We start from the raw sequence: 24,376 nt of genomic DNA, 5'->3' as shown, positions 1-24,376 counted from the left end.
GGGCAGCAGGCTACTCACTGTGCGTCAAAAGCACGAAACGGCGCTGGGTGTCATCCGTGGAGGCGCTCTTTAGAGCGAACCCCAGAGCAATCCCCCCCACCACCAATACGCCCGAGAACCCTGGAAACGGCGCGACGGCAAAGAAACCGAAGTAGATACTCGAGACCAAGCCGATTAAGAAGTACGGTCCCAGAATCAGCACCGCCAATTTACCCATGCGGGCAGCAGTTTGCAGTTTCTGGTCCAACACTAAGCGGTCGGTTTCAGCAAGCAGCAGCGCCGAACCGCATTGATCGCATTTGATGGGCTGTAGCTTCACCAGATTGAACGCCTGCTCATACGTAGGCTTTAGCGCATAGTCACAACAACCACAACTCATGCTCGCATCAGTGTAAGGCGTAGAGTCGGTGCCCGAAGTTGGCTCATTAGTGTGGCTCATGACAGTAAATTCCCTTTAGTGAGCGGCGTGGGCCGAAAGCGCGCGCAATGCTATCAAAGCACTCCTGCCTTTACGCCAATGCCCCTGTAACTTGATATTTGCCCCGGCGCCACCACTTACCTTACTTCTTATCGATTTTTGCGGAGTTGCGCGCGTGTCCGAGCCACTGCTAATCCCCTGCCCCCACTGCAACGGCCTTAACCGCATCCCCGCCGAGCGCCTAAGCGACCATCCGAAATGCGGTCGTTGCAAGGCCGAGGTGCTGCTGAGCAAGCCATTCGAGTTGAAGCAAGGCGATTACGCCAGTCAGATCAAAGGTAATCTGCCGTTGCTGGTGGACGTTTGGGCTGAGTGGTGCGGGCCTTGCAAGTCATTTGCGCCGGTGTTCGAGCTGGCGGCGGGGCAGTTGGCTGGCCAATGCAGGCTGGCCAAACTGGACAGCGAAGCGAATCCGCAGTTGTCGGCGCAGTTGGGGATTCGCTCGATCCCGAGCCTGATTCTGTTCAAGAACGGTCGGGAAGTGGCCCGTCAGAGCGGGGCCTTCCCGTTACCGCAGTTGATGAGCTGGTTGCGTAGCCAGGGGGTCTAAGATCAGCGCCAATCAAAAATGTGGGGGCGATCTTGCTCACTCAGTGGTTCGGTATCGTTAGCTGAATCAGGCGTTTTCCAGCAGGTTATGCAGCGCCACAAACTGCTGAGTCAACTTGTGCCGCGGATCGAGGTGAATCAGCGGTGTATTGGCCTGGTGCGACTCGCGCATGCGCACCGAACTGCTGAGGTAGACCGGTAACACCGGCAAGCCTTCAGCAATCAACTCGTCGAGAATTTGCTGAGGCAGGCTGGCTCGGGCCTGGTACTGGTTAACCACAATGCCTTCCACTTCCAGCCCTTCGTTATGGTCTTCCTTTAACTCCTCGATTTCCGCCAGCAAGCCATACAGCGCCTGACGGGAGAAGCTGTCGCAGTCGAAAGGAATGAGCACACGATCAGCCGCAATCAATGCTGAAATGGCATAGAAATTCAGCGCTGGCGGGGTGTCGAGGTAAATCCGGTCGTAGTCTTCGCTCAGCTCGTCGAGCAGTTTGCGCAGCTTATTGATCTTGTGTTTGGCCTCAAGCTTGGGCTGCAAGTCGGCCAACTCGGCGGTGGCAGTGATGACGTGGAGGTTATCGAACGGGGTTTCGTAGATATCCACCTGGTTTTTCTTCGAAAACGGCCCGGAAGACAATATCTGCTTGAAGAAGTCCGCGATGCCCATGGGAATGTCATCACCGGTCAGGCCCGTCAGGTACTGAGTCGAATTGGCCTGAGCGTCGAGATCCACCAACAGGGTGCGATAACCCTCACTGGCACTGACCGCTGCCAGATTGCAGGCAATGCTGGACTTACCCACGCCGCCTTTCTGATTGAACACCACGCGCCGCATGTCAAAACCTCCGTGTACCAAAGAAGGCCCGAGTGTAGTAGTCCACGGCGCTGCTTAGCTACCTCGCGGACAAAGGTACTACAGCGAACGATAGAGAAAACGCACAAAATCATACGCTAAGCATTCGGCCTGCCAGGTTCAGGCCATACAGATTGACGCCTAAACCTCAGAGAATGCAGAAAGAGTCCCTGGCCTGACGCGATGTCAGGAAACCGCCTGACGCCCGGTTGAGGCACGCAATCATCGTCTTCTCCTCACACGCTAGAAAACGGGAAGCTCAAGTCACCACGACAGGCCGGGGAATCTTGGCGCACGATTTCCCCCGAGCCCTGCCGACTCACTCCTACAGCGCCAGGCGTAATCTCTTAGTGAAAAAAGCGCGAACTCATGCGCTGAACACAGACTTGGCCGACAGATCGGCCCGCTGCAATGTGGATAATGGCCATACGACAGCTTTACCAAAAATCAACCGGTGAGTTTCATTGCGCAAAATGTAACCAGTATTTGCTACGCGCCCGCCGCACCGGGATAATGCCCACCAGTGGGCGCTAAGCGCCACGCAAGGTCTGTTGCATTTTTTTGTAACTCGCACCGTCAAGCAAGCCCGCAGGGGCGGGATGAATTTTTGTGATCAACTTCAACATCGCCCAATGGCGCGCATGGGCCCCTGGGCTCGAAAGCGTGGACGATTGGCAAGCATGGTGCCGGCAACCGGTCGCGCTCCAGGCCAGCGATGCTGCCCCCGACGTATCATTTCTGCCCGCCATGCAGCGCCGACGTCTCAGCCGCTTGGCACGGATGGCTTTCAGTGTCGGCTGGCCATTAGCCGATGGTCGGCAAGACCTACCACTGGTCTTTATTTCGCGCCACGGTGAAACCCCGCGCACCTTCGATATTCTTAGCGATCTAGCCACCGAGCAGCCGTTGTCGCCGACTCAATTCAGCCTCTCGGTACACAACGCGGTCATCGGCCTGTGGTCGATCATGCGCGGCGAAACCAGCGAAATGACCGCTCTGGCCGCTGCTGGCGATGGCCTTGAGCACGGCATGCTGGAGGCAGCGGCGCTGCTGGCCGAAGGCGCGCCGGCCGTATTGCTGGTGGTCACCGAGGAGCAACCGCCCGAAGCCTACTCGACCTGGATCGACGATGTGCCGTTCCCTTACGCGGTGGGTCTGTTGCTCACCCCCGGCAACGACTGGCAGTTGTCCCTGAACAGCACTCAGCAAGCGTTGTCCAACGTTCACTGGCCTCACGCCCTGAATCTACTGCGTACCCTGCTCGGCCAGCAGTCAACCTGCCAACATGCCTGGAAAAATCGTGTATGGACCTGGCAACGCAACCCGTAACCGGAAAAAACCGCGACGCCTACTACTGGCGCCTGCTGGCCACCGCCGCAAGCTTTACCCTGTTCGGGTTGGGCGGCTTGTGCTTGCGGGTTCTGGTTTTTCCGCTGCTGGGTTGCCTGCCGGGCGATGCCCAGGCGCACAGGCTGAGGGCGCGAAAAACCGTCAGCCGCTTGTTCTGGTTCTTCGTCCGCTTCATGGCCCGCACCGGGGTCCTGACCTACGACATCCAGGGCGCGGAAAAACTCGGGCGGCCGGGGCAGATGATCATCGCCAACCACCCGTCGCTGATCGACGTGGTGTTCCTGATCGGCCTGGTCCGCCACGCCAACTGCGTGGTCAAGAAAAGCCTCTGGGAGAACCCCTTCACCCGCGGCCCGCTGCGTCGTACCGACTACATCAGCAACGACGGCAGCATGGACATGCTAGACGCCGCGGCCGACGCGCTGAAAAGCGGCCAGACCCTGATCATTTTCCCCGAAGGCACACGCACCCAACCCGGCCAGCCACCGGCCTTTCATCGGGGGGGAGCGGCAATCGCCTTGCGCGGTGCGAAAATCCTCACCCCGGTGATCATCAAGGTCAGCCCGACCACGCTGACCAAGGCCGAACCCTGGTATAGGATCCCAAAACGCCGCGTTCACTTCAGTTTTCGTGTCGGGGCCGATATAGACCCACAGGCCTTCGCAGCGCTGGGCCCTGCGCCTCAAGCTTCGCGCAAGCTCAACGACTATTTGCACCACTACTTTATTAAGGAGCTCGCCGAAGATGAGCGATCTATACCGTGAGATAAAACTGCTGATCATCGACGCCCTGGGCCTCGAAGACATCAGCGTGGATGACATCGGTGATCACCAGACGCTGTTCGGCGAAGGCCTGGGCCTGGACTCGGTGGATGCCCTGGAGCTGGGCCTGGCGATCCAGAAAAAGTACGGCATCAAAATCGATGCTGACGCCAAGGACACCCGTAATCACTTCAGCAACGTGGCGAGCCTTGCGGCGTTCGTCACTGCAAAACAGGCAGCTTGAGACCGGACCATGCAAACTCGTGACGATATCTTCAACACCCTGCGCGATGCCCTGGTCGAATTGTTCGAGCTGGAGCCCGAGCGTGTGACGCTGACCTCCAATCTGTATCAGGACCTGGAAATCGACAGCATCGACGCCGTCGACCTGATCGATCACATCAAGCGCCAGACCGGCAAAAAAATCGCCGCCGAAGAATTCAAAGCGGTGCGTACCGTCAGTGACGTGGTCGAGGCGGTCTACCGCCTGGTCCAACCGGCCGCATGAGGCGAGTGATCGGCCTTGGCCTGCTGCTCGCGGGCCTGCTGTACCCCTTTGCGGTGTATTTCGGCATGCAACACTTTGCCCCTTGGCAATTCGGGTTGCTGCTGGGCAGCCTGTGGCTGGCGCGCGCACTCACCGGTGTGCGACGGCCAGGAAGCCTGTGGATGGCCACCGTCGCTATGGTGTTTTGCCTGCTGTTGGCGCTGTTCGACAGCCCGCTGCTGCTGCGGTGGTACCCGGTGTTGATCAGCGGCTTTATGTGGGTGCTGTTCACCGTGAGTCTGAAATACGGCCCGCCGATGGTAGAGCGCCTGGCGCGTCTGCGCGAACCACGCCTGCCACCCAAGGGTATCCGCTACACCCGCCAGGTCACGGTGGCCTGGAGTGTGTTTTTTCTCTGCAACGGATTGTGCGCCGCCGCGCTGACCCTTTGGGCACCGCTGAGCTGGTGGATGTTGTACACGGGCCTGATTTCCTATGGATTGATCGGCCTGATGTTTGCCATTGAATGGCTGATACGACAACGAGTACGAGGCCACTCATGAGTTGGATAAAACTTGAGCACCTGCTGCTCAAGGCGCAACAGGAACGCGGCGTCACCGCCGAACCGAACCTGAACCACGCACAGCTCTGCGAACAAGCCCTGAGCCTGGCCGCCGGCCTGCAAGCGCTGGGCGTGCAGCGCATTGCCGTACACCTTGAGGACGCCGCCGACCTGACGATTGCCTTGCTAGGTGCCTGGCGCGCCGGGGTCAGCGTGCTGCTGCCCGCCGATTTGCAAGTGCAAACGCGCGAGCGCTGGTCGAGCGAAGTGCAGCTGTGGCTGACTGACCAGGCCGACGACACGCACCTGCTTGATGTTCGCGGCCCACCGCTGGCAGCCGCCGCGTTCGACCTCGATCACTGTCAGCTCAGCCTGTGTACGTCAGGGTCAAGCGGCGCGCCCAAGCGTATCGACAAAACCCTACGACAACTGGCCAATGAAGTTGAAGCACTGGAGCGCCTATGGGGCGCCGAGCTTGGCGCAGCCTGCATCATCGGCAGCGTCGCCACGCAACATATCTATGGATTGCTGTTCCGCGCGCTGTGGCCGTTGTGCGCCGGGCGCCCGTTTGTGCGCAAACAAATGGCTTTTGCCGAGGACATGCAGCGCGCCAGCCGTGAACACCCGACTTTTGCCTGGGTCGCCAGCCCGGCGCTGCTCAAACGCATGGGCGATAACCTCGACTGGCCAGCCTTGAGCAGCGTGCGCCGGGTGTTCTCATCCGGAGGCGTCCTGCACATCGAAGCCGCGCGTAGCCTGCACCAACGCTTGCAGCAGTGGCCAACGGAAATTTTCGGCAGCTCGGAAACGGGCGGCATTGCCTGGCGCCAAGGTCACGACCTCTGGCAACCTTTTGCAGACATCGAACTGAGTCAGGACCACGACGGCGCCCTGCTCATCGCTTCGCCGTACTTGCCCCTCGGCCACATCGAACACAGCGCCGACGCCGCACGGATGGCTGCCGACGGCCGTTTCGAACTGCTGGGCCGGCTGGACCGAATCGTCAAACTGGAAGAAAAACGTATCTCGCTCCCCATGCTTGAACAGGCGTTGACCGCCCACGACTGGGTGGCCGAAGCGCGCCTCGGCGTGGTTCAGGAAAACCGTGCCTCACTCGGCGCACTGCTGGTGCTCAGCGACCAAGGGCTACACGCGCTGCGTAATCAGGGACGCCGAGCCCTGACTCAAACGTTGCGTCAGCACTTGAGTCAGCATTGCGAAGCCCTGGCCTTGCCACGGCGTTGGCGCTTGCTGCACCAGTTGCCATTGAACGCTCAGGGCAAGCTGCCCCAGAGCGACGTCGACGCCCTGCTGCTGACGCCGCGCCCCAAAGCGCCGCATGTGCTGGAGCAGGTCGAAACCGACGGCGAATGGAGCCTGCAACTGGCCGTGCCACCGGACCTGGCTTACTTCAGCGGCCATTTCCCCACGGCACCGGTATTGCCCGGGGTGGTGCAAGTCGATTGGGCGTTTAGCCTGGGTCAGCAGTTGATGAACCTGCCAGCCAAATTCGGCGGCATGGAAGTGCTGAAATTCCAGCAACTGGTGCGTCCTGGCGATGAAATCCAGCTACACCTGCGGTTCGATCCGGAACGCAGCAAGCTGTACTTTGCCTACCGCAATGACAGCGCCACCTGCTCCAGTGGACGGATTTTACTGGAGACCGTCGATGCATGAGTCTGATGAGTGCGGCTCGGCAAGGCTTCAATTCGGTGCCTCAGGTACACGCGATCATGCATAGTCCCTGCGCTGTCATTCCGGTTTATAACCACGAAACCGCCATCACCACGGTGGTCGAGGCCCTGCTCGCCCAAGGGTTGCCGTGCATCCTGGTGGATGACGCCAGCCACCCGGCCTGCGCCAAAGTGCTCGATCAACTGGCGCAACGGAAAAACACCGTTCTTATCCGACTCACCGTCAATCAAGGCAAGGGCGCTGCCGTCATGACCGGTTTTCGCGAAGCCTCGCGCCTCGGTTTTAGCCACGCCTTGCAGGTGGACGCCGATGGCCAGCACGACCTGGCAGACGTCGCGACGTTCATCCAACAGTCTCGCGCCTACCCCGACGCGGTGATCTGCGGTTACCCGCGCTACGACGCCAGCGTACCGAAGGGCCGTTTGTACGCGCGTTACCTCACGCACGTCATGGTCTGGATCAACACCTTGTCGTTGCAGATCCGCGACTCCATGTGCGGTTTTCGTGTGTATCCCCTGCTGCCGACCCTCGCGCTGATCAACTCGGCGAAGATCGGCAACCGCATGGACTTCGACTCCGACATTCTGGTGCGATTGTGCTGGCGTAATCAGCCGATGCAATGGCTGCACACCCACGTCCAGTACCCTCTGGATGGCGTCTCGCACTTTCGGCTGTTCCACGACAACGTGCTGATATCGAGCATGCACACACGGCTGTTCTTTGGCATGTTGCTGCGCGCGCCCGTGATCCTCTGGCGCCGGTGCCGAACATGAGCCCGCGCACAGACAAAGCACACTGGGCCGACCGCCAGGAGCGAGGCAGTTTCTGGCTGATGAAACTCACCGCGTTCGGCGCCAAGGTGCTGGGGCGTCGGCTGTTGAGCCCGTTGCTGTACGGCATCGTGCTGTATTTTTTCCTGTTCGGCCGCAGCGCCCGCCACAGCGCCTGGCAATACCAGCAGCGCCTCGCCGACTGGAGCGCGCGCCCTGAACTGCGCCCCACCCATTGGCGCGTGTTCGGCCAGTTCATGGCCTTCGCCGACTCCATGCTCGACAAGCTCGACGTGTGGAACGGCAAGCTGAGCATCAAGCAGATCGAAATCATCGACCCCGCGTTGCTGCGTAATCAGTTGCGCGGCAGTCGTGGGCAGATGCTGGTCGGTGCGCACCTGGGCAACCTTGAGGTGTGCCGTGCCCTGGCCGAACTGGGTGAAAAAGTCACCATGAACGTCTTGGTACACACCAAGCACGCTGAACAGTTCAACCGCTTGCTGGGTGAAGCCGGGGCGACTCATCTGCGGCTGATCCAGGTCAGCGAGCTGGACCCGCTGATCATGCTGCAACTGCATGAGCGCCTGGAGCGCGGCGAATGGCTGGCGATAGCCGGTGATCGTGTGCCGCTGCACGGCGGGCGCAGTGTCACCGTGGATTTCCTCAAACATCCGGCAAAATTCCCGCAGGGCCCCTGGCTGCTGGCCGGCTTGCTCAAATGCCCGGTCAATCTGCTGCTGTGCCTGAAGAAACCCACGGGGGATTATCGATTAACCCTGGAACCGTTCGCCGAGGCCGTGACGTGGAAGCGCAGCGACCGCGAACAGGTCATTCATCAGTGGGCTTCCCGCTACGCCGAGCGCCTGGGCCACTATTGCCTTGAAGCACCTCAACAATGGTTCAACTTTTACCCTTTCTGGAAGACCGATGACGACGCCAATGCATGAGCCGGTAACCTTCGGCGAACTCCCTTTGCGCATCGAAGACGTGCTGGCCCTGGCCAATCGTCAGGTGCCGACGCAACTGCAAGGCGACCCCGAGTTTCGCCGGCGCATTGCCAAAGGCGCGCAATTCCTCGACTCACTTCTGGACAAGGAAGGCGTGATCTACGGTGTGACTACCGGTTACGGCGATTCCTGCGTGGTCGCGGTGCCGCTGCATCACGTCGAAGCATTGCCACGTCATCTGTACACGTTTCACGGCTGTGGGCTGGGTAAAATGCTCGACGCACAGGCCACTCGCGCGGTGCTCGCGGCACGTTTGCAGTCGCTGTGCCATGGCGTCTCCGGGGTGCGAGTGGACCTGCTCGAACGCCTGCAAGCATTTCTCGAACACGACATCCTGCCGCTGATTCCGGAAGAAGGTTCGGTCGGCGCCAGCGGTGATCTGACACCGCTGTCCTACGTTGCAGCGACCTTGTCCGGTGAGCGCGAAGTGATGTTTGCGGGTGAACGCCGCCAGGCCGCCGACGTCCACCGCGAACTCGGGTGGCAGCCGCTGGTGTTGCGCCCCAAAGAAGCATTGGCGCTGATGAACGGCACCGCCGTAATGACCGGCCTCGCCTGCCTCGCGTTTGCCCGCGCCGATTACTTGCTGCAACTGGCGACCCGCATCACTGCGTTGAACGTGGTCGCCCTGCAAGGCAATCCGGAGCACTTCGACGAACGCCTGTTTGCCGCGAAGCCACATCCGGGGCAGATGCAAGTGGCCGCGTGGCTGCGCAAGGACCTCGCCATCGACGCGCCTACGGCGCCGCTGCATCGCCTGCAAGACCGCTATTCGCTGCGTTGCGCACCGCATGTGCTCGGCGTACTGGCCGACAGCCTGAACTGGCTGCGTTCGTTCATCGAGATCGAACTCAACAGCGCCAACGACAACCCGATCATCGACGCTGAAGCCGAACGCGTGCTACACGGGGGGCACTTCTATGGCGGGCATATCGCGTTCGCCATGGACAGCCTCAAAACCTTGGTCGCCAACGTCGCCGATTTGCTCGATCGTCAGCTCGCACTGCTGGTGGACGAGCGTTACAACCACGGGTTGCCGAGCAACCTGTCCGGCGCCACCGCCGAGCGCGCGATGCTCAACCATGGCTTCAAAGCTGTGCAAATCGGCACCAGTGCCTGGACCGCAGAAGCCCTGAAAAACACCATGCCGGCCAGTGTTTTTTCGCGCTCCACCGAGTGCCATAACCAAGACAAAGTGAGCATGGGCACCATCGCCGCCCGTGATGCGATCCGCGTACTGGAGCTGACTGAACAGGTGGCCGCAGCGACCCTGCTGGCCGCGAACCAAGGCGTCTGGCTGCGCAGTCAAGTCGAGGACGCGCGTGCCCTGCCACCGTCGCTGGCGGCGATGCACGAAGAACTCGCCAAAGACTTCCCACCGGTTATCGAAGACCGCGCCCTGGAAGGTGAGCTGCGCCTGTGCCTGAAACGCATTGCCGAACAACACTGGAGGCTGCATGCGTAGCAAAGGAGTGCTTCACATCGATACGGAAATCCTCGTACCGTTCTTTGACGTCGACACCATGCACGTGGTCTGGCACGGCCATTACGTCAAATACCTGGAAGTCGCCCGCTGCGCCTTGCTCGACAAACTCGGCCACAACTACACCGCGATGGTCGAGTCGGGTTACGCCTGGCCGGTGATCGACCTGCAACTGCGCTATGTGCGCAGCGCAGTGTTCGGTCAGAAGCTCAACGTGCGCGCCAGCCTGGTGGAGTGGGAAAACCGCCTGAAGATCAACTACCTGATCAGCGACTTGGACACTGGCGAGCGCCTGACCCGCGCCGTTTCGGTGCAGGTTGCTGTCGACATGAGCAGCCGTGAAATGCAATTGGCCTCGCCAAAAGTATTCACCGACGCTGTTGAACGGATGCTGCCATGAACATTCTTTGCAAATGCCTCGGCGCGTTGCTGCTGCTCGGGTTGGCCTCGGTCGCCAATGCTTTCGATCTACAACAGCTCAGCGATCAACTCGCCAGGCCCGAGGTGATCCACGGCCAGTTCATCCAGGAAAAACACCTGCGCGCGCTGCCCAAGCCGCTGACCAGCAAAGGCACTTTCGTCCTCGCGAAAAATCACGGCTTGCTCTGGTTGCTGAAAACCCCGCTGCAACAGGATTACCGGATCAACACCAAAGGCATCGCCCGGCGTGACGCCAGCGGCTGGCAACTGCTGCCGGGCAAGAGTGCCGGCGCCGAGCAGAACCGTTTGTTTCTCGCCGTATTGCAAGGTGACAGCAGCGGCCTGCAACGGGATTTCGAGCTGTCGCTGAGCGGCGATGCGCAGAAGTGGAGGCTGACCCTGACCCCGCGTTCGCTGCTGCTCAAGCAAGTGTTCAACCAGATCAATATCGACGGCGGCGAGTTGGTTAACACCATCGAGCTTCTGGAAACCCAAGGCGACAGCACCCTGCTGCGCATGCAGGACAGCACCAGCACAGAGCCCTTGAGCGACGCGGAGCGACATGACTTTGCCGAGTGAACGAATGCTTCCACGGCTGTTTCTGACCCTGCTGCTGGCGGTGCTGGCGCTCGCGGGTTGGCAATGGCGCGACGGTCCGCCGCTGTCGGCCAACCTCATGGAGCTGGTGCCCGGCACGTCACCGGACGCACTGGAACTGCGTGCAGAACAACGCATGCAAGAACCGCTGAACCGCGAAATGCTGGTGCTGGTCGGCCACAAAGACCGTGAGCAAGCCATCACCATGGCGCAGCAACTCGGTGAGCAATGGCAGGCCAGTGGCCTGTTCGAAAAGGTCCAGTGGAACCTGCAAGCCGACCTGCCGGCGTTGCGCACGCAACTGCTGCAAGGGCGGCTGGCGATGCTCTCGCCGGCGGACCGTAAACAACTGATCGAACAGCCCGCAGCCTTCATTCAACAACGGGTGCAAGCCCTGTTCGACCCGTTCACCGGGTTTAGCCTGGTGCCGAGCCAGGACGACTGGCTGGGCCTGACCGGGCGCATCCAGAACAGCCAGCCACAACACGGCGCGGTGCAACTGGACATTGGCAGCGGCGCGTTGATCGCCGATGCCGACGGCAAGCGTTGGGTGATGCTGCGGGCGCGAACCACCGGCAATGCGTTCGACATGAACCTGCCGCTGCAAGTCGCGGCGCTGCTCAAACACAGCCGTGAAGAAGCCGCCCAACGTGATGTGCAACTCTTGGCGGCCAGCGGTTTGCTCTATGCCGCCAACGGTCAGCAGCAAGCGACCCGGGAAATATCCTGGGTCGGTGGCGGCGCGACGGTCGGCATCCTGTTGCTGCTGTTGCTGGCCTTCCGGCGTTTACGCGTATTGCTCGCATTCGTCCCGGTGCTGGTAGGCATGCTGTTTGGCGTGGTGGCCTGCGTGGCGTTGTTCGGTCACCTGCACGTAATGACATTGGTGCTGGGCTCAAGCCTGATCGGCGTCGCCGTCGACTACCCCCTGCATTACTTGTCCAAGAGCTGGAGCCTCAAACCCTGGCACAGTTGGCCGGCACTGCGCCTGACCCTGCCGGGACTGACGTTGAGTCTGGTGACCAGTTGCATCGGCTACCTCGCTTTGGCCTGGACACCGTTCCCGGCGCTGACCCAAATCGCCGTGTTCTCCGCCGCTGGTCTGCTCGGTGCCTACCTGTCGGCGGTGTGCCTGTTGCCGGCGCTGCTCAAGGGCACGGACCTGCGCCCGGCGCACTGGCCTCTGCGCATTGCCCAGTGCCTGGTAAACCTGCGCGAGGCACTGCTCAAACGCGCACGCACGCCGGCCTTGCTGGCGCTGTTGATCGCCTTCTGCATCGGCGGTCTGTTGCAACTCAGCACCAAGAACGACATCCGCCAGTGGGTCGGCATGCCGCAACACCTAACTGACGAAGCCCAAGCGATCGCGCGCATCACCGGCTATCAGCCCACCAGCCAGTTCTTTCTGGTGCGTGCGCACGATCAACAGGCCCTGCTCGAACGCCAGTCGGCCCTCAGCGAACGCCTTGATCAACTGGTCAAACAGGGGAAGCTTCAGGGTTATCTATCGCTCAACCAACTGGTCAGCCAACCGAGTGAGCAGCTTCAAGCACGCGATGCGTTGAACAAGCTGCCGCCATTCTGGCAGCCGCTGCTCGACGTCGGCGTACCGGTCGAGGCGCTGCAAGCCGAGCTTTCGACGCTGCAAACGCTGCCCACCGAAGACATCGACGCGGCGCTGGTCGGACCGCTGGCAGAACCCTATCGCGCGCTGTGGCTGGGCTCGACCACTGACGGCGTGGCCGCGATGGTCAGCCTGCAAGGCTTGAACAACCCGGCGTTGCTGCGCGGGCAAGCGCAGGACTTGCCAGGCGTGCAACTGGTAGATCGCCTGGGTGACTTGAACAAAGTGTTCGCCGCGACCCAGATCAGCGCCGCCGAATTGAAGCTCGCCTCCTGCGTGCTGATCGTGCTGGTGCTGATCCTGCCGTTTGGCCTCGGTGGCGCCTTGCGGATTGTCGCATTGCCCCTGCTGGCGGCGTTGTGCAGCCTGGCCAGCCTTGGCTGGCTCGGTCAACCGCTGACACTCTTCAGCCTGTTCGGCCTGCTGCTGGTGACGGCGATCAGCGTCGATTACGCGATCCTCATGCGCGAACAGGTCGGCGGCGCCGCCGTGAGCCTGCTGGGCACCCTGCTGGCGGCGTTGACCACTTGGCTGTCGTTCGGTTTGCTGGCGGTGTCCAGCACACCGGCGGTGAGTAATTTCGGGTTATCGGTCAGCCTGGGGCTGGCGTTCAGTTTCATCCTCGCTCCGTGGGCCGCACGTCAATCGCGCGCCCCCGCCTCTGGCGCGGAGTCGGCAGCTTGATGGTCGCGCTGTTTTGGCTGATGGCCCTGGCATTGTTCGCCTTGGCTACCCGCGTCGGCCGTCATTTTGGCCTGATCCCGATTGTCAGCCAATTGCTCCTGGCAACGTTCGGCTTGCCGCTGCTGATGTACGTCTGGATCGAACCGGGCTGGCAGCTCAGCGGTGCCGAGTTGATCTCGCCCTCCTGGCTGAAAAACCTCTACAGCCTAAGCTTCGCCTTACTGCTGGGGCATATTCTCAGCGACGTGATCGACCTGCGACTGGATCGCCAAAGCCTGAAAATCGCACTGCCGAGTTTCTGCCTGCCGTTCGCCTGTGGGCTGGCGACTGCTATCTGGCTATTGCCCCCGCAACCATGGATCAGTTCACTGGCCGTCGGCCTGGTGTTCGCGATCACCGCGATTCCAGTGCTGTACCTGTACCTGCGGCACATCAACTACCCACCCGCTGCCACGCGGCGTCTGGTGCAGACCGCGATCCTCATCGACCTCACGTGCTGGACGGTGTTCGGCTTCGCCCAAGGCAGCCTGCACCTGAGCAGCCTGCTGCTGCCACTGGCCGGCGCCTGCCTGCCGTTGCTGCTGCGGGTGATCGGGTTACGCCAACCGCTGCTGTACAGCATCGGCTTCTTTGCGCTGCTGGTGGCCGCCGAACACTTCAAGCTCAACGCGTTGATTTTCGGCATCGGTTACCTGCTGTGCATGGCCACGCTCAAACTACCGCTGGTGCTGCCGTTGCCGGCGATCTGGATGAGTCGCTTGCAGACCTGGATTGCGATCCCGCTGATCTTGACGTTCGGCATCGTGCAGATTGATGTTCACAGCGCCCTGTCGAACCTCGACGGCGTGCAACTGGCGGCGCTGTTGCTGTTGCCGATTGCCAGCAAATTGCTGGGCAACTGGCTGGGGCTTGGCTGGGCTGGCGGCTCGTTTGAAGGCGCAAGCCGCTGGCGGGAGAGCCTGCTGCTGAACATTCGTGGCTTGAGTGAGATCGTCTTTCTCAACCTGCTGCTGCAACAACAGCTCATCAGTGCGTCGCTGTACTTTGCGCTGATGCTGATGGGCCTGATCGCCACACTGCTGCCGGCACTGGCCGGCATGCACCGAATCCCTCTGAACATCGCCGCCCCGGCAAGGAGTCCCCGTGCCAATAGTTGAAATGGAACGTCGTCAGGTGGTGATCATCGGTGCCGGCCCTTCGGGCGCCATCGCCGCCGCGCTGCTCAAGCGCAAGGGTCACGATGTGCTGGTGATCGAGCGCCAGCATTTTCCACGGTTCTCCATCGGCGAAAGCCTGTTATCCCACTGCCTGGATTTCATCGAGGAGGCGGGCATGCTGGAGGCGGTAAATGCCGCCGGGTTCCAAGTGAAAACCGGTGCCGCGTTTGCCTGGGGCGAGTGCTACAGCGCTTTTGATTTCAGTGACACGTTCAGCAACGGCAAGCCGACGACCTTTCAGGTACAGCGCGCCGATTTTGACAAGCTGCTGGCCGATCAAGCTGCGTTGCAAGGCGTAGAGCTGCGCTATGGCGAAGCCATCGTCAGCGCTGATTTCAACCGGGTTAAACCGCAGCTCAATGTGCAACGTGAAGACGGCAGCGAATACCGCATCGAAGCCGACTTCGTGCTCGACGCCAGTGGCTACGGCCGGGTATTACCGCGTTTACTCGACCTGGAGGCACCGTCGAACTTTCCGGTGCGCCAAGCCGTATTCACCCACGTCGAAGACCACATCGACAGCCCGACCTTCGACCGGACCAAAATTCTCATTACCACTCATCCGGTCCATCGTGATATCTGGTTCTGGAGCATCCCATTCAGCAACGGCCGTTGCTCGGTGGGGGTCGTGGCCGCCGCCGAGCATTTTGACGGCCGCACCGACAGTCTGGACGCGTGCCTGCGCGGCTTTATCGCCGAAACGCCAAGCCTTGCCCGCGTACTCGAAAACGCCGTGTGGGACACGCCGGCACGGACCATTGGCGGCTACTCGGCCAATGTCAAAACCTTGCACGGTCCGGGCTTTGCACTACTGGGCAACGCAGCGGAATTCCTCGACCCGGTGTTCTCCTCCGGCGTGACCATCGCCATGCGCTCGGCTAGCATGGCCGCCGGGGTGCTGCACCGCCAGTTACAAGGCGAAAGCGTCGATTGGCAGAGCGAGTTCGCCGTCCCGCTCAAGCGCGGCGTCGATACCTTCCGTTGCTACGTCGAAGGCTGGTACGCCGGGACCTTCCAAGACGTGATTTTCCACACCGACGGTTCTGCCGACATCCGCCGCATGATCAGCGCGATCCTCGCCGGTTATGCCTGGGATGAACGCAACCCGTTCGTCAACGAGGCCAAGCGCCGGCTGAAAGTGATTTCAGCCATTTGTGCAAGGGATGCCACATGAGTTACTCAAGCGACAACTACGTCGAAGAAACCCGTTTCGGTTTATGGTTTCTGCGCAGCCGCACCTGGCAGCACCATGTGCTGCGGGTAGCCATCAATGACTTGCGCAGCCTGTTCAGCGAGCCGTTGCCCAGTAACCCGGTATTGCTGGACGCCGGCTGCGGCCAGGGAAAGTCATTCCAGTACCTGCGCCAGACTTTTGCCCCCCAGCACCTGATCGGTGTCGACGCCGACCCGCACAGCCTGAGCCTCAGCGCCGAAGAAGCTGGGCGTCAGGGCATGCACGTCGAGCTACTCAGCAGTGACTGCGCGAGCATCGACGTCGCGGATGCCAGCGTCGATCTGCTGTTCTGCCACCAGACCTTTCATCACCTGGTGGAACAGGAGCGAGCCCTCGCGGAGTTCTATCGGGTGCTCAAGCCGGGAGGCTATCTGCTGTTCGCCGAGTCCACCGAGGCTTACATTGATACCTGGGTGATTCGCTGGCTGTTCCGCCATCCGATGCACGTACAGAAGAGCGCGGCGCAGTATCTGGAAATGATTCGCCGCCAAGGGTTCCAGTTCGGCGACAGCAACACCTCTTATCCGTACTTGTGGTGGAGCCGCGCCAAAGACTTCGGGCTGCTCGAACGCCTGGGCCTGAGCAAACGCAAACCCTTTGGCCAGCGCGAAGAAACCCTGGTCAATGTGGTGGCGCGCAAACCTTTTGAAGGTGTTGTTTGATGTCCACTTTCACTCCCAAAATGTGGGTGGTGGTTCGGCGGTTCGTGTGGTTGGCTGGTGCGCTGCTGCTGAGCGCTTGCGCGAGCCGGGCGCCGATGCCCGAACATAACCCGAGGTTCGCGCTGCCGCTGCAATTGCACGTCGAGCGACACTTGGCCGAACAACGCCAGGACTGGCTACTGGTGATCCAGCAAGAGGGCCAGGGCACTCGCTGGTCGATGATGGACCCGCTGGGCATTCCCGTGGCGCGGCAGAAACTGATCGACGGCCAATGGCTGGCAGACGGCCTCTTGCCGCCGAACCCGGAGGCTCGGGAATTATTCGCCGCACTGCTCTTCGCCCTGACACCCGAAGGCGAGTTGCACGGCAACTACCCGGCGGCACACCAGCAGGGCACACAACGCGTGTTGTCCGCACACTGGGACATCCGTTATTCACAACCGCTGAGCTTTGAGGTGAACCTGCCAAAAGGCCCGCATTACCGCATCACGCCATTGGTTGAAGGCGCGCCATGACCGCTTACCTGAATGCCCTCGGGGTTATCTGTGCCCTGGGCCGCAACAAAACCGAGGTCGCCCGTAATCTGTTTGCCGGCGATTGCTCCGGCATGCGCAGCGAAGCTGGCTGGGTCGCCGAGCGATCGTTACCGGTGGCCGCCGTTCACGGCCAGCTCGCGCCGATACCGACCGAGCTGAAAGCGCAAGGCAGCCGCAACAACCAGCTGTTGCTGGAAGCGGCGCTGCAAATTCGTGACGACATTGATCAAGCGATCCAGACCTACGGTCGTGACCGCATCGCGATTGTGCTGGGCACCAGCACCTCGGGCATCGACGAAGCCAGTCGCGGGCTCGCCCGTTACATCCGCGATCATGCATTCCCCGCCGAATACGACTATCAGCAGCAAGAACTTGGGGCGCCGGCGAACTTCCTCGCCGACTGGCTGCACCTGAGCGGCCCGGCTTATGTGATTTCCACCGCATGCACCTCCAGCGCCCGCGCCCTCATGAGCGCCCAGCGCTTATTGGACCTGGGGCTGTGCGATGCCGTGTTGTGCGGCGGCGTCGACAGTTTGTGCAAACTGACCCTCAATGGTTTTTCGGCGCTGGAAGCCGTCAGCGGACAACGCTGCAACCCGTTTTCCGCCAACCGCAACGGCATCAACATCGGTGAAGCCGCGGTGCTGTTTTTGATGAGCAAAAACACCTACAACGGGCCATCGATTGCCCTGCTCGGCAGTGGCGCCAGCTCGGATGCGCACCACATTTCCGCGCCGGAACCGACCGGCCGTGGCGCCCAGCAAGCGATGCGCAAAGCCTTGAGCCGCGCCGGGCTGCAACCGTCGCAAATCGGCTACCTGAACTTGCACGGCACCGCGACGCAACACAATGACGCCATGGAAAGCCTGGCGGTGGCGACGTTGTTCCCGGACGGCGTGCCTTGTTCATCGACCAAACCGATGACCGGCCACACCCTCGGTGCGGCCGGAGCCCTGGAAGCCGCCTTCTGCTGGTTGAGCCTGAGCGTAGACAACCGCGAGCACGCCTTGCCGCCGCATGTCTGGGACGGCCAGCCCGACCCCGCCCTGCCGGCCTTGAAATGGGTGACCTCGGCCGATCGCCTGACGTCCACTGCTCCTCGCTACCTGATGAGCAATTCCTTTGCCTTCGGCGGCAATAACGTCAGCCTGATTATTGGAGACGCCCCATGATTGACTGGCCGCTTGCCGAACTGCTGCCACACGCTGGCGACATGATCCTTATCGAACAGATCCTATCGTTCGATGATGAGCAGATTCATACCCGCCTCACCGTCAAACCCTCGGGCCTGTTCAACCAACCCGACGGCAGCCTCCCGGCCTGGGTCGGCATCGAGCTGATGGCCCAAAGTGTCGCAGCCTATGCAGGCTGCCACGCGCGGCAAAAAGGTAACCCGGTGGAACTGGGCTTCCTGCTGGGCACCCGCAAGTTCGAATGCAATGTCGATCGCTTCCCCGCCGGCACCGAGCTGGCAATCCACGGGATACGCTCACTGGAAGATGAAAATGGCATGGGCGTGTTCGAATGCCATATCCACGCCCCCGGCATCCATGCCTCCGCCCGTCTGAACGTCTACCGTCCGCCGCAGGCGGCGCAATATCTTCATGAATCCCAAGGAGTCGAGTGATGACTGAAACCGTACTGGTCACCGGCTCCAGCCGTGGTATCGGCCGCGCCATTGCCCTGCGCCTGGCTCAGGCCGGGCACGACATCGTGCTCCATTGCCGTAGCGGACGGGCCGAAGCCGAGGCTGTAAAAGCCGAGGTCGAGGCGTTGGGACGCAACGCCCGCGTGCTGCAATTCGACGTCTCAGACCGCGCCACGTGCAAAGCCATTCTTGAGGCTGATGTCGAAAAACACGGCGCCTATTACGGCGTGGTACTCAACGCTGGCCTGACCCGCGACGGCGCTTTCCCGGCCCTGAGCGAAGAGGATTGGGACGTCGTCATGCGTACCAATCTCGACGGTTTTTACAACGTGCTGCACCCGGTGATGATGCCCATGATCCGCCGCCGCGCCGCCGGGAGAATTGTCTGTATCACCTCTGTTTCCGGGCTGATCGGCAACCGTGGCCAAGTCAACTACAGCGCTTCCAAGGCTGGTTTGATCGGCGCCGCGAAAGCGTTGGCGATCGAGCTGGGCAAGCGCAAGATCACCGTTAACTGCGTCGCTCCCGGCTTGATCGACACGGCGATGCTCGATGAAAACGTGCCGGTGGAAGAACTGATGAAAATGATCCCCACACAGCGCATGGGCACGCCTGAAGAGGTGGCCGGCGCGGTGAATTTCCTGATGTCGGCGGAAGCCTCGTACATCACCCGCCAGGTTCTGGCCGTCAACGGAGGCCTGTGCTGATGAAGCGCGTCGTCGTCACCGGCATGGCCGGCATCACCTCACTGGGCAGTGATTGGGACACCATCGCCGCCAACTTCAAAGCCAACCGCAGCGGCATCCGCCGCATGGACGAGTGGGATCGCTTTACTGAACTCAACACCCGCCTCGCCGGGCCGATTGATGACTTCACAGTGCCGAGCCACTGGACCCGCAAACAACTGCGCAGCATGGGCCGCGTCTCGCGCCTGGCCGTGGGCGCGGCGGAGCAGGCGTTGGCCGACGCCGGGCTGCTCGGTGACGAATCGATCAAGGATGGGCGCATGGGCGTCGCTTGTGGCTCATCCACCGGCAGCACCGACGAGATCAAGGCCTTCGGCAACATGCTGCTCAACTCGGTGGCCGAGGGGCTGAACGCCAACTCCTACGTGCGGATGATGCCCCACACCACGGCAGCCAACATCAGCATCTTCTTCGGCCTCACTGGCCGGCTGATCCCCACCTCCAGCGCCTGCACCAGCGGCAGCCAGGGCATCGGTTACGCCTACGAGTCGATTAAGTTCGGGCGCTTGCCGCTGATGCTCGCCGGCGGCGCCGAAGAACTCTGCCCGACCGAAGCCATGGTCTTCGACGCGCTCTACGCCACCAGCCTGAAAAACGACGCCCCGCAAACCAGCCCACGCCCTTACGACAAGGGGCGCGATGGCCTGGTGATCGGTGAAGGCGGCGGCATGCTGGTGCTTGAAGAACTGGAACACGCGCTGGCCCGTGGCGCGCATATCCATGCCGAGATCGTTGGTTTCGGCAGCAACGCCGATGGCCAACACACCACGCGACCGGAGCAAACCACCATGCGCCGGGCCATGGAACTGGCGCTCGAAGATGCCGGGCTGGAGGCGTCGGCCATCGGCTACGTCAACGGCCACGGCACCGCGACGGAACAAGGCGACATCGCCGAAACCTTGGCCACCAGCGCCCTGTTCGGCGAGCACATGCCGATCAGTTCGCAGAAGAGCTTCCTCGGCCACACCCTGGGAGCCTGCGGCGCACTGGAGTCCTGGTTCAGCATCGAAATGATGAACCGCGACCTGTACGTACACACCTTTAACCTCGACGAGGTTGATCCGCATTGCGGCAAACTCGATTACCTGCGCGGCGAATTCCGCCAGATGAGCAACCAATACGTCATGAACAACAACTTTGCCTTTGGCGGCGTCAACACTTCGCTCATTTTCCGGCGCTGGTCGTAACCAAAGAAAAGACACAAACGGAACGCGGTGTACGTCATCTCGGAAACGTCCCACAGCCAAAATGTGAGCTACGCGCTAGGGTCAATGCCCCCGTGATACGTCGGGGGCATTCCAGGGAAGAACACAGCATGACTAAGAAAGCAGTTATCGTTTTCAGCGGCGGGCAGGACTCCACCACCTGCTTGATCCATGCCTTAGCGCTCTACGATGAAATTCACTGTATTACGTTTGACTATGGCCAACGCCATCGCGCCGAAATTGAAGTAGCACAACAGCTTTCAAAACAGCTGGGCGTGACCGTGCATAAAGTTCTGGATGCTTCATTACTCAACGAACTGGCCATCAGCAGTTTGACCCGCGACAACATCCCGGTTCCCAGCGCCAATGGCTCAGAAGAAAGCGTACCTAACACATTCGTACCGGGCAGAAACATCCTGTTTCTGACCTTGGCCGCTATTTATGCGTATCAGGTACAGGCTGAAACTATCATTACCGGTGTTTGTGAAACGGAGAGTTCCGGCTATCCTGATTGCGGCGATGCCTTTGTAAAATCTTTAAATGAATCCATCGTATTGGGCATGGACTATAAAGTACGCATTGAAACTCCGCTCATGCGGTTGAACAAGGCAGAAACTTGGGCCCTGGCCGATCACTATAACCAGTTAGACTTAGTTCGCTACCAGACACTTACCTGTTACAACGGTATAAAAGGAAGTGGATGTGCCGACTGTGACTCCTGCAATCTTCGCGCAAAAGGTTTGAATGAGTTTCTAGAAAATAGAGCAGAAATCAAAAAAAATCTAAATATGAAACTAGCACTATAATATCAGCCTATTACTGGGCGGGCGTGAGAGGTTACAAATCACGCCCGCTATTTTCACTTAGTGTCCCCAGCGGCGATATATCTTTTAAATAATGATCTTGCTCCATAGGCAGGAAAAACATTAAACACAGCAAAACACATCTTTATAGCTATCTGAGCGTAAACCATACTAAGTATTTCACTATTTTGCATTACACCGTAAAAAGCAATATAGCAAAATAGCAAAATAGCAAAATAGCAAAATAGCAAAATAGCAAAATAGCAAACTATCTATTATCACTGCAAAAAATGTACTAAAAAACACTCTCAAAAACAAAAATCTCGAACTCGTAAGCTCCTTTATTTTGCAAAGCAAATATGAATTTACGTACTCAGAGAATAGAAAAGAAACTGAAGATGCCACTAACACAGAAGAAACATGAGCAACAACCTCAGCATAGGGCGCATCAAGTTTCCAGCCAGGCAATCCAGGAAAATAACTAACAGCATTCAGTAACAAAACAATTAATGCATTACTTGCAAAAGCGAACAATAGAGCTTTCCTCGCCAGCCTAAGCCCGTATGTCTCGTTCAATAAATCAACCACCAAAAATGTCAACGGATAAAGAAAAACGGCAGGAGGCACAACAAGATCGAGTTCTTTTAGATAAACAAGCTTTGTAGCTGCAACATTTGTACAAATATAAAGTGCCAAAAGAAGCAGACTTAAAAAAACATAGATCATCCAGGATCGCTCATTGCGATCATTTAAATCATAAGTAGTGAACGCAGCACCCCCAGAATAGTATTTCCTGTATATATTATTTATTTCCATACGACTTAAATTGTCTATTATTTCGCTCTTTAATACTTCGTTGATTTTTAATTTGATAATTTTCCCTGTAGAAAGAACCATAATCACAACCAGTCTTTTATTATTCTCAAACCCCAACAATTTATATTTGCTATTTTCACAACTGCTATCCATTAAATCTTTCCTCAACAACATCCCCAATTACAAAAATAACATCTGAGCAAACACCAGACTTAGTAGTTACAAACAGTTTCTCTTTTATTTTGCGGATCGAAACACCGCTGATGTGGTTGAACAAGGCAGAAACATGGGCTTTGGCCGAATATCACGGAAAGCTTGAGTTGATTCAGCACCATACATTGACGTGCTACAACGGTCTGCAAGGAAGCGGTTGTGCTGACTGTGACGCATGCCGACTTAGAGCAAAAGGCCTGAATGAGTTCCTTGAAAACAAATCAGACACGTTTAAAAGCCTGAGCGAAAAACTGAAATTAAAGTAGTACTCCGGGGGGAGTTCGCTCACTCCCCCACTTTTATGCAGTGCTGGCTCCAGCCACATATTTTTTAAATAATGACCTTGCGCCATAAGCGGGCAACACATTAAAAACAGCGAAAAACATTTTTATCGCGATCTGGATATATAAAATACTGAATATCTCAGCACTCGTCATCGATCCGTGAAACGCGATAAAACAAAAAATAAAACTATCTATTATCACAGCAAAAAAAGTGCTTAAAAACACTCGAAGAAATAAAAATCTTGAATTCGTAAGTTCTTTTATCTTGCTTAACAAATACGAGTTTACATATTCAGAAAAAATAAAAGATATAGAGGACGCCACTAACACGGAGGACACATGAGTCATAACTTCACTGTAAGGCATGTCGAGCTTCCAACCGGGCAAGCCTGGCAGATAGCTAGTAGCACTCAGCAACACAGTGATAAAGGCATTACTTACAAAAGCAAACAGGATCGCTTTTCTGGCAAGTCTAAGCCCATAAAACTCATTTAACATATCGACTATGAGAAATGTCAGCGGGTACAGAAAAACACCTGGAGTGACAACAATATCAAACTGCTTTATGTACACCAGTTTTGTCGCAGCTATATTTGTAAAAATATAAAGCGCAAAAAGCAGTAGATTGAGAGCTACATAAATCATCCATGAACGCTCATGACGGTCACTTACGTCGTATGCCGTTGATGCCCCTCCACCACCAGCATAAAACTTCTTGTACACACTCTTTATTTCCAATTTATTTAAATCATCCACCATATCACTACTCAACAAATCGCCCAGCTTGACCTTAGTTACTTTCCCTGTAGAAATAATCATAATAACCGCGAGGCTTTTTTTATTTTCAAACCCTAACAACTTATATTTACTATTCTCACATCCACTACCCATTAAATCTTTCCTCAATAATATCCCCAATTACAAAAACAACATCTGAGCAAACACCAGACTCAGCAGTTACAAACAGTTTCTTTTTTATTTTATCGTACACAAGCTTTTCTTTATCGCTACTAAATAAACCCTTCTTAACGATCAATAAATCACCTGACTCATTTACACCACTTATTTCATTTTCCAAGAGCACACCAATCAAATTACTGGCCATCCCAAAATAATACGTAAGAGGATGAGTAGCCACCAACTCACCAATCCTCTTGTCAAGGTTCTCAACCAGCAAACTTTCTTTAATAATAGGAACTGCCGCTGGATTCATGTTGCCTTGTAAAGAAACACTGCTTTCTATGATTTCCTTTTCTTCAAAATCAACCGTTTCTATCTCCTTATAGGACACACCAAAAAAATCAGAAATTTTGCGAATAGTAGACTGTTGAACATTGACGACCCGCCCTTCCAGAATGTTGTAGATGGTGGTTCGAGTCAAACCACTGGCAGAACACAAAGACAGCTGCGTCTCCCCGCGACTTTTTATCAAATACCTAATGTTACTTTTTAGCGTTTCAGTCTTTTCTCTCTTAAACATTAAATACTTACCATTTGTTTACAGTGACAACACTCCATACGTTTTGACTGAACGGCTACAGAAGTGAATTTTTCCAAGCTAACGCCCTACCTACGTAGGCTCCACGTGAAACAATATCGCAAACGCACCAAACAACCGTCAAACATTGTTTCACAACTCAATTTTTCTGAAAAAAATCTGACAGATGAACCTCACTCAAACTAAGGACA

Annotated in this window: 26 protein-coding genes and 2 pseudogenes; 23 read left to right on the top strand and 5 right to left on the bottom strand. The window is 57.9% G+C overall.

Annotation, left to right across the window (positions count from 1 at the left end; all coding sequences use genetic code 11):
• Nucleotides 1-10: 10 nt before the first annotated feature.
• Complete coding sequence (locus RHM68_RS01725) at nt 11-439, bottom strand: hypothetical protein (RefSeq protein ID WP_322220230.1); 429 nt, start codon at nt 437-439, stop codon at nt 11-13.
• 154 nt (nt 440-593) lie between these two features.
• Between RHM68_RS01725 and trxC the strand changes: the two genes are divergently transcribed.
• Nucleotides 594-1,028 carry a thioredoxin TrxC gene (gene trxC, locus RHM68_RS01720; protein ID WP_322220229.1) on the top strand — a complete coding sequence of 145 codons (435 nt, stop codon included), beginning with the start codon at nt 594-596 and terminating at the stop codon, nt 1,026-1,028.
• Nucleotides 1,029-1,094: 66 nt separating this feature from the next.
• On the opposite strand, the gene RHM68_RS01715 is transcribed toward trxC, so the two are convergent.
• Nucleotides 1,095-1,865, bottom strand: coding sequence for a ParA family protein (locus RHM68_RS01715; RefSeq protein ID WP_322220228.1), 771 nt, complete (start codon nt 1,863-1,865; stop codon nt 1,095-1,097).
• 621 nt (nt 1,866-2,486) lie between these two features.
• Here RHM68_RS01715 and RHM68_RS01710 point away from each other — a divergent pair.
• The 21 genes from RHM68_RS01710 to queC all read left to right on the top strand — a co-directional run bounded on the left by RHM68_RS01710 (nt 2,487) and on the right by queC (nt 21,377).
• Nucleotides 2,487-3,212: a beta-ketoacyl synthase chain length factor gene (locus tag RHM68_RS01710; RefSeq protein WP_322223654.1), complete on the top strand. Its 726-nt coding sequence runs from the start codon at nt 2,487-2,489 to the stop codon at nt 3,210-3,212.
• Entirely contained in the window at nt 3,188-3,997 is an 810-nt protein-coding gene (locus tag RHM68_RS01705) for a lysophospholipid acyltransferase family protein (protein ID WP_322220227.1), read from the top strand. Before RHM68_RS01710 ends, RHM68_RS01705 begins: the two co-directional genes overlap by 25 nt.
• Nucleotides 3,978-4,238, top strand: coding sequence for a phosphopantetheine-binding protein (locus RHM68_RS01700; protein WP_322220226.1), 261 nt, complete (start codon nt 3,978-3,980; stop codon nt 4,236-4,238). The genes RHM68_RS01705 and RHM68_RS01700 overlap by 20 nt, the downstream gene beginning before the upstream one ends.
• A 9-nt stretch (nt 4,239-4,247) precedes the next feature.
• On the top strand, nt 4,248-4,502 hold the full coding sequence (locus RHM68_RS01695) for an acyl carrier protein (protein WP_322220225.1): 255 nt from the start codon (nt 4,248-4,250) through the stop codon (nt 4,500-4,502).
• Nucleotides 4,499-5,044 (top strand): hypothetical protein, encoded by a 546-nt coding sequence (locus RHM68_RS01690; RefSeq protein ID WP_322220224.1) that lies wholly within the window; start codon nt 4,499-4,501, stop codon nt 5,042-5,044. The genes RHM68_RS01695 and RHM68_RS01690 overlap by 4 nt, the downstream gene beginning before the upstream one ends.
• Nucleotides 5,041-6,720, top strand: coding sequence for an AMP-binding protein (locus RHM68_RS01685; RefSeq protein WP_322220223.1), 1,680 nt, complete (start codon nt 5,041-5,043; stop codon nt 6,718-6,720). Before RHM68_RS01690 ends, RHM68_RS01685 begins: the two co-directional genes overlap by 4 nt.
• A 56-nt stretch (nt 6,721-6,776) precedes the next feature.
• Nucleotides 6,777-7,511 carry a glycosyltransferase family 2 protein gene (locus RHM68_RS01680; RefSeq protein ID WP_322223652.1) on the top strand — a complete coding sequence of 245 codons (735 nt, stop codon included), beginning with the start codon at nt 6,777-6,779 and terminating at the stop codon, nt 7,509-7,511.
• Nucleotides 7,508-8,455, top strand: a complete 948-nt coding sequence (locus RHM68_RS01675) for a glycosyl transferase (protein WP_322220222.1) — start codon at nt 7,508-7,510, stop codon at nt 8,453-8,455. The genes RHM68_RS01680 and RHM68_RS01675 overlap by 4 nt, the downstream gene beginning before the upstream one ends.
• Nucleotides 8,436-9,980 carry an aromatic amino acid ammonia-lyase gene (locus RHM68_RS01670; RefSeq protein ID WP_322220221.1) on the top strand — a complete coding sequence of 515 codons (1,545 nt, stop codon included), beginning with the start codon at nt 8,436-8,438 and terminating at the stop codon, nt 9,978-9,980. Before RHM68_RS01675 ends, RHM68_RS01670 begins: the two co-directional genes overlap by 20 nt.
• Complete coding sequence (locus RHM68_RS01665) at nt 9,973-10,398, top strand: acyl-CoA thioesterase (protein WP_322220220.1); 426 nt, start codon at nt 9,973-9,975, stop codon at nt 10,396-10,398. The genes RHM68_RS01670 and RHM68_RS01665 overlap by 8 nt, the downstream gene beginning before the upstream one ends.
• Nucleotides 10,395-10,997, top strand: coding sequence for an outer membrane lipoprotein carrier protein LolA (locus tag RHM68_RS01660; protein ID WP_322220219.1), 603 nt, complete (start codon nt 10,395-10,397; stop codon nt 10,995-10,997). The genes RHM68_RS01665 and RHM68_RS01660 overlap by 4 nt, the downstream gene beginning before the upstream one ends.
• Nucleotides 10,981-13,323 carry an MMPL family transporter gene (locus RHM68_RS01655; RefSeq protein ID WP_322220218.1) on the top strand — a complete coding sequence of 781 codons (2,343 nt, stop codon included), beginning with the start codon at nt 10,981-10,983 and terminating at the stop codon, nt 13,321-13,323. Before RHM68_RS01660 ends, RHM68_RS01655 begins: the two co-directional genes overlap by 17 nt.
• A complete protein-coding gene (locus RHM68_RS01650; RefSeq protein ID WP_322220217.1) occupies nt 13,323-14,480 on the top strand; it encodes a sodium:proton antiporter in 1,158 nt (385 codons plus the stop codon). Before RHM68_RS01655 ends, RHM68_RS01650 begins: the two co-directional genes overlap by 1 nt.
• On the top strand, nt 14,467-15,714 hold the full coding sequence (locus RHM68_RS01645) for an NAD(P)/FAD-dependent oxidoreductase (RefSeq protein WP_322220216.1): 1,248 nt from the start codon (nt 14,467-14,469) through the stop codon (nt 15,712-15,714). Before RHM68_RS01650 ends, RHM68_RS01645 begins: the two co-directional genes overlap by 14 nt.
• The gene (locus tag RHM68_RS01640; protein ID WP_322220215.1) at nt 15,711-16,436 is read left to right on the top strand and encodes a class I SAM-dependent methyltransferase; all 726 of its coding nucleotides are present in this window, start codon (nt 15,711-15,713) and stop codon (nt 16,434-16,436) included. The genes RHM68_RS01645 and RHM68_RS01640 overlap by 4 nt, the downstream gene beginning before the upstream one ends.
• Nucleotides 16,436-16,951: a hypothetical protein gene (locus RHM68_RS01635; protein WP_416195221.1), complete on the top strand. Its 516-nt coding sequence runs from the start codon at nt 16,436-16,438 to the stop codon at nt 16,949-16,951. The genes RHM68_RS01640 and RHM68_RS01635 overlap by 1 nt, the downstream gene beginning before the upstream one ends.
• Entirely contained in the window at nt 16,948-18,144 is a 1,197-nt protein-coding gene (locus RHM68_RS01630; protein WP_322220214.1) for a beta-ketoacyl-[acyl-carrier-protein] synthase family protein, read from the top strand. The genes RHM68_RS01635 and RHM68_RS01630 overlap by 4 nt, the downstream gene beginning before the upstream one ends.
• On the top strand, nt 18,141-18,599 hold the full coding sequence (locus RHM68_RS01625; protein WP_322220213.1) for a hotdog family protein: 459 nt from the start codon (nt 18,141-18,143) through the stop codon (nt 18,597-18,599). The genes RHM68_RS01630 and RHM68_RS01625 overlap by 4 nt, the downstream gene beginning before the upstream one ends.
• Nucleotides 18,599-19,327 (top strand): 3-oxoacyl-ACP reductase FabG, encoded by a 729-nt coding sequence (gene fabG / locus RHM68_RS01620; protein WP_322220212.1) that lies wholly within the window; start codon nt 18,599-18,601, stop codon nt 19,325-19,327. The genes RHM68_RS01625 and fabG overlap by 1 nt, the downstream gene beginning before the upstream one ends.
• Nucleotides 19,327-20,553 carry a beta-ketoacyl-ACP synthase gene (locus RHM68_RS01615; RefSeq protein ID WP_322220211.1) on the top strand — a complete coding sequence of 409 codons (1,227 nt, stop codon included), beginning with the start codon at nt 19,327-19,329 and terminating at the stop codon, nt 20,551-20,553. Before fabG ends, RHM68_RS01615 begins: the two co-directional genes overlap by 1 nt.
• A 128-nt stretch (nt 20,554-20,681) precedes the next feature.
• Nucleotides 20,682-21,377 (top strand): 7-cyano-7-deazaguanine synthase QueC, encoded by a 696-nt coding sequence (gene queC / locus RHM68_RS01610; RefSeq protein ID WP_322220210.1) that lies wholly within the window; start codon nt 20,682-20,684, stop codon nt 21,375-21,377.
• 53 nt (nt 21,378-21,430) lie between these two features.
• Here the strand turns inward: queC and RHM68_RS01605 are convergent.
• Nucleotides 21,431-22,343: pseudogene (locus RHM68_RS01605) on the bottom strand (queuosine precursor transporter).
• 89 nt (nt 22,344-22,432) lie between these two features.
• On the opposite strand from RHM68_RS01605, the pseudogene RHM68_RS01600 reads away from it, so the two are divergent.
• Nucleotides 22,433-22,669 (top strand): annotated as a pseudogene (locus tag RHM68_RS01600) (7-cyano-7-deazaguanine synthase); the annotation flags it as partial.
• A 33-nt stretch (nt 22,670-22,702) separates the two neighbouring features.
• On the opposite strand, the gene RHM68_RS01595 reads toward RHM68_RS01600, so the two are convergent.
• Nucleotides 22,703-23,578, bottom strand: a complete 876-nt coding sequence (locus RHM68_RS01595) for a queuosine precursor transporter (RefSeq protein ID WP_322220209.1) — start codon at nt 23,576-23,578, stop codon at nt 22,703-22,705.
• Nucleotides 23,571-24,167 carry a helix-turn-helix transcriptional regulator gene (locus tag RHM68_RS01590; protein ID WP_322220208.1) on the bottom strand — a complete coding sequence of 199 codons (597 nt, stop codon included), beginning with the start codon at nt 24,165-24,167 and terminating at the stop codon, nt 23,571-23,573. The genes RHM68_RS01595 and RHM68_RS01590 overlap by 8 nt, the downstream gene beginning before the upstream one ends.
• Between the last annotated feature and the right edge of the window lie 209 nt (nt 24,168-24,376).

Origin of the sequence: Pseudomonas sp. DC1.2 (assembly GCF_034351645.1) — a bacterium.
Taxonomy (GTDB): domain Bacteria; phylum Pseudomonadota; class Gammaproteobacteria; order Pseudomonadales; family Pseudomonadaceae; genus Aquipseudomonas.
Note: the sequence above shows the minus strand (reverse complement) of the source record. Positions and strands in the feature narration are given on the sequence as shown.

Excerpts from the sequence above, each read along its gene's own strand:
- RHM68_RS01635 (WP_416195221.1), top strand. The coding sequence starts at position 16,436 with ATGTCCACTTTCACTCCCAAAATGTGGGTGGTGGTTCGGCGGTTCGTG.
- RHM68_RS01630 (WP_322220214.1), top strand. The coding sequence starts at position 16,948 with ATGACCGCTTACCTGAATGCCCTCGGGGTTATCTGTGCCCTGGGCCGC.
- RHM68_RS01675 (WP_322220222.1), top strand. The coding sequence starts at position 7,508 with ATGAGCCCGCGCACAGACAAAGCACACTGGGCCGACCGCCAGGAGCGA.
- RHM68_RS01640 (WP_322220215.1), top strand. The coding sequence starts at position 15,711 with ATGAGTTACTCAAGCGACAACTACGTCGAAGAAACCCGTTTCGGTTTA.
- RHM68_RS01680 (WP_322223652.1), top strand. The coding sequence starts at position 6,777 with ATGCATAGTCCCTGCGCTGTCATTCCGGTTTATAACCACGAAACCGCC.
- RHM68_RS01690 (WP_322220224.1), top strand. The coding sequence starts at position 4,499 with ATGAGGCGAGTGATCGGCCTTGGCCTGCTGCTCGCGGGCCTGCTGTAC.
- RHM68_RS01695 (WP_322220225.1), top strand. The coding sequence starts at position 4,248 with ATGCAAACTCGTGACGATATCTTCAACACCCTGCGCGATGCCCTGGTC.
- RHM68_RS01590 (WP_322220208.1), bottom strand. The coding sequence starts at position 24,167 with ATGTTTAAGAGAGAAAAGACTGAAACGCTAAAAAGTAACATTAGGTAT.
- RHM68_RS01655 (WP_322220218.1), top strand. The coding sequence starts at position 10,981 with ATGACTTTGCCGAGTGAACGAATGCTTCCACGGCTGTTTCTGACCCTG.
- RHM68_RS01650 (WP_322220217.1), top strand. The coding sequence starts at position 13,323 with ATGGTCGCGCTGTTTTGGCTGATGGCCCTGGCATTGTTCGCCTTGGCT.
- RHM68_RS01685 (WP_322220223.1), top strand. The coding sequence starts at position 5,041 with ATGAGTTGGATAAAACTTGAGCACCTGCTGCTCAAGGCGCAACAGGAA.
- queC (WP_322220210.1), top strand. The coding sequence starts at position 20,682 with ATGACTAAGAAAGCAGTTATCGTTTTCAGCGGCGGGCAGGACTCCACC.
- RHM68_RS01725 (WP_322220230.1), bottom strand. The coding sequence starts at position 439 with ATGAGCCACACTAATGAGCCAACTTCGGGCACCGACTCTACGCCTTAC.
- RHM68_RS01670 (WP_322220221.1), top strand. The coding sequence starts at position 8,436 with ATGACGACGCCAATGCATGAGCCGGTAACCTTCGGCGAACTCCCTTTG.
- RHM68_RS01595 (WP_322220209.1), bottom strand. The coding sequence starts at position 23,578 with ATGGGTAGTGGATGTGAGAATAGTAAATATAAGTTGTTAGGGTTTGAA.
- RHM68_RS01660 (WP_322220219.1), top strand. The coding sequence starts at position 10,395 with ATGAACATTCTTTGCAAATGCCTCGGCGCGTTGCTGCTGCTCGGGTTG.
- RHM68_RS01705 (WP_322220227.1), top strand. The coding sequence starts at position 3,188 with ATGGACCTGGCAACGCAACCCGTAACCGGAAAAAACCGCGACGCCTAC.
- RHM68_RS01625 (WP_322220213.1), top strand. The coding sequence starts at position 18,141 with ATGATTGACTGGCCGCTTGCCGAACTGCTGCCACACGCTGGCGACATG.
- RHM68_RS01700 (WP_322220226.1), top strand. The coding sequence starts at position 3,978 with ATGAGCGATCTATACCGTGAGATAAAACTGCTGATCATCGACGCCCTG.
- RHM68_RS01715 (WP_322220228.1), bottom strand. The coding sequence starts at position 1,865 with ATGCGGCGCGTGGTGTTCAATCAGAAAGGCGGCGTGGGTAAGTCCAGC.
- RHM68_RS01665 (WP_322220220.1), top strand. The coding sequence starts at position 9,973 with ATGCGTAGCAAAGGAGTGCTTCACATCGATACGGAAATCCTCGTACCG.
- fabG (WP_322220212.1), top strand. The coding sequence starts at position 18,599 with ATGACTGAAACCGTACTGGTCACCGGCTCCAGCCGTGGTATCGGCCGC.
- RHM68_RS01615 (WP_322220211.1), top strand. The coding sequence starts at position 19,327 with ATGAAGCGCGTCGTCGTCACCGGCATGGCCGGCATCACCTCACTGGGC.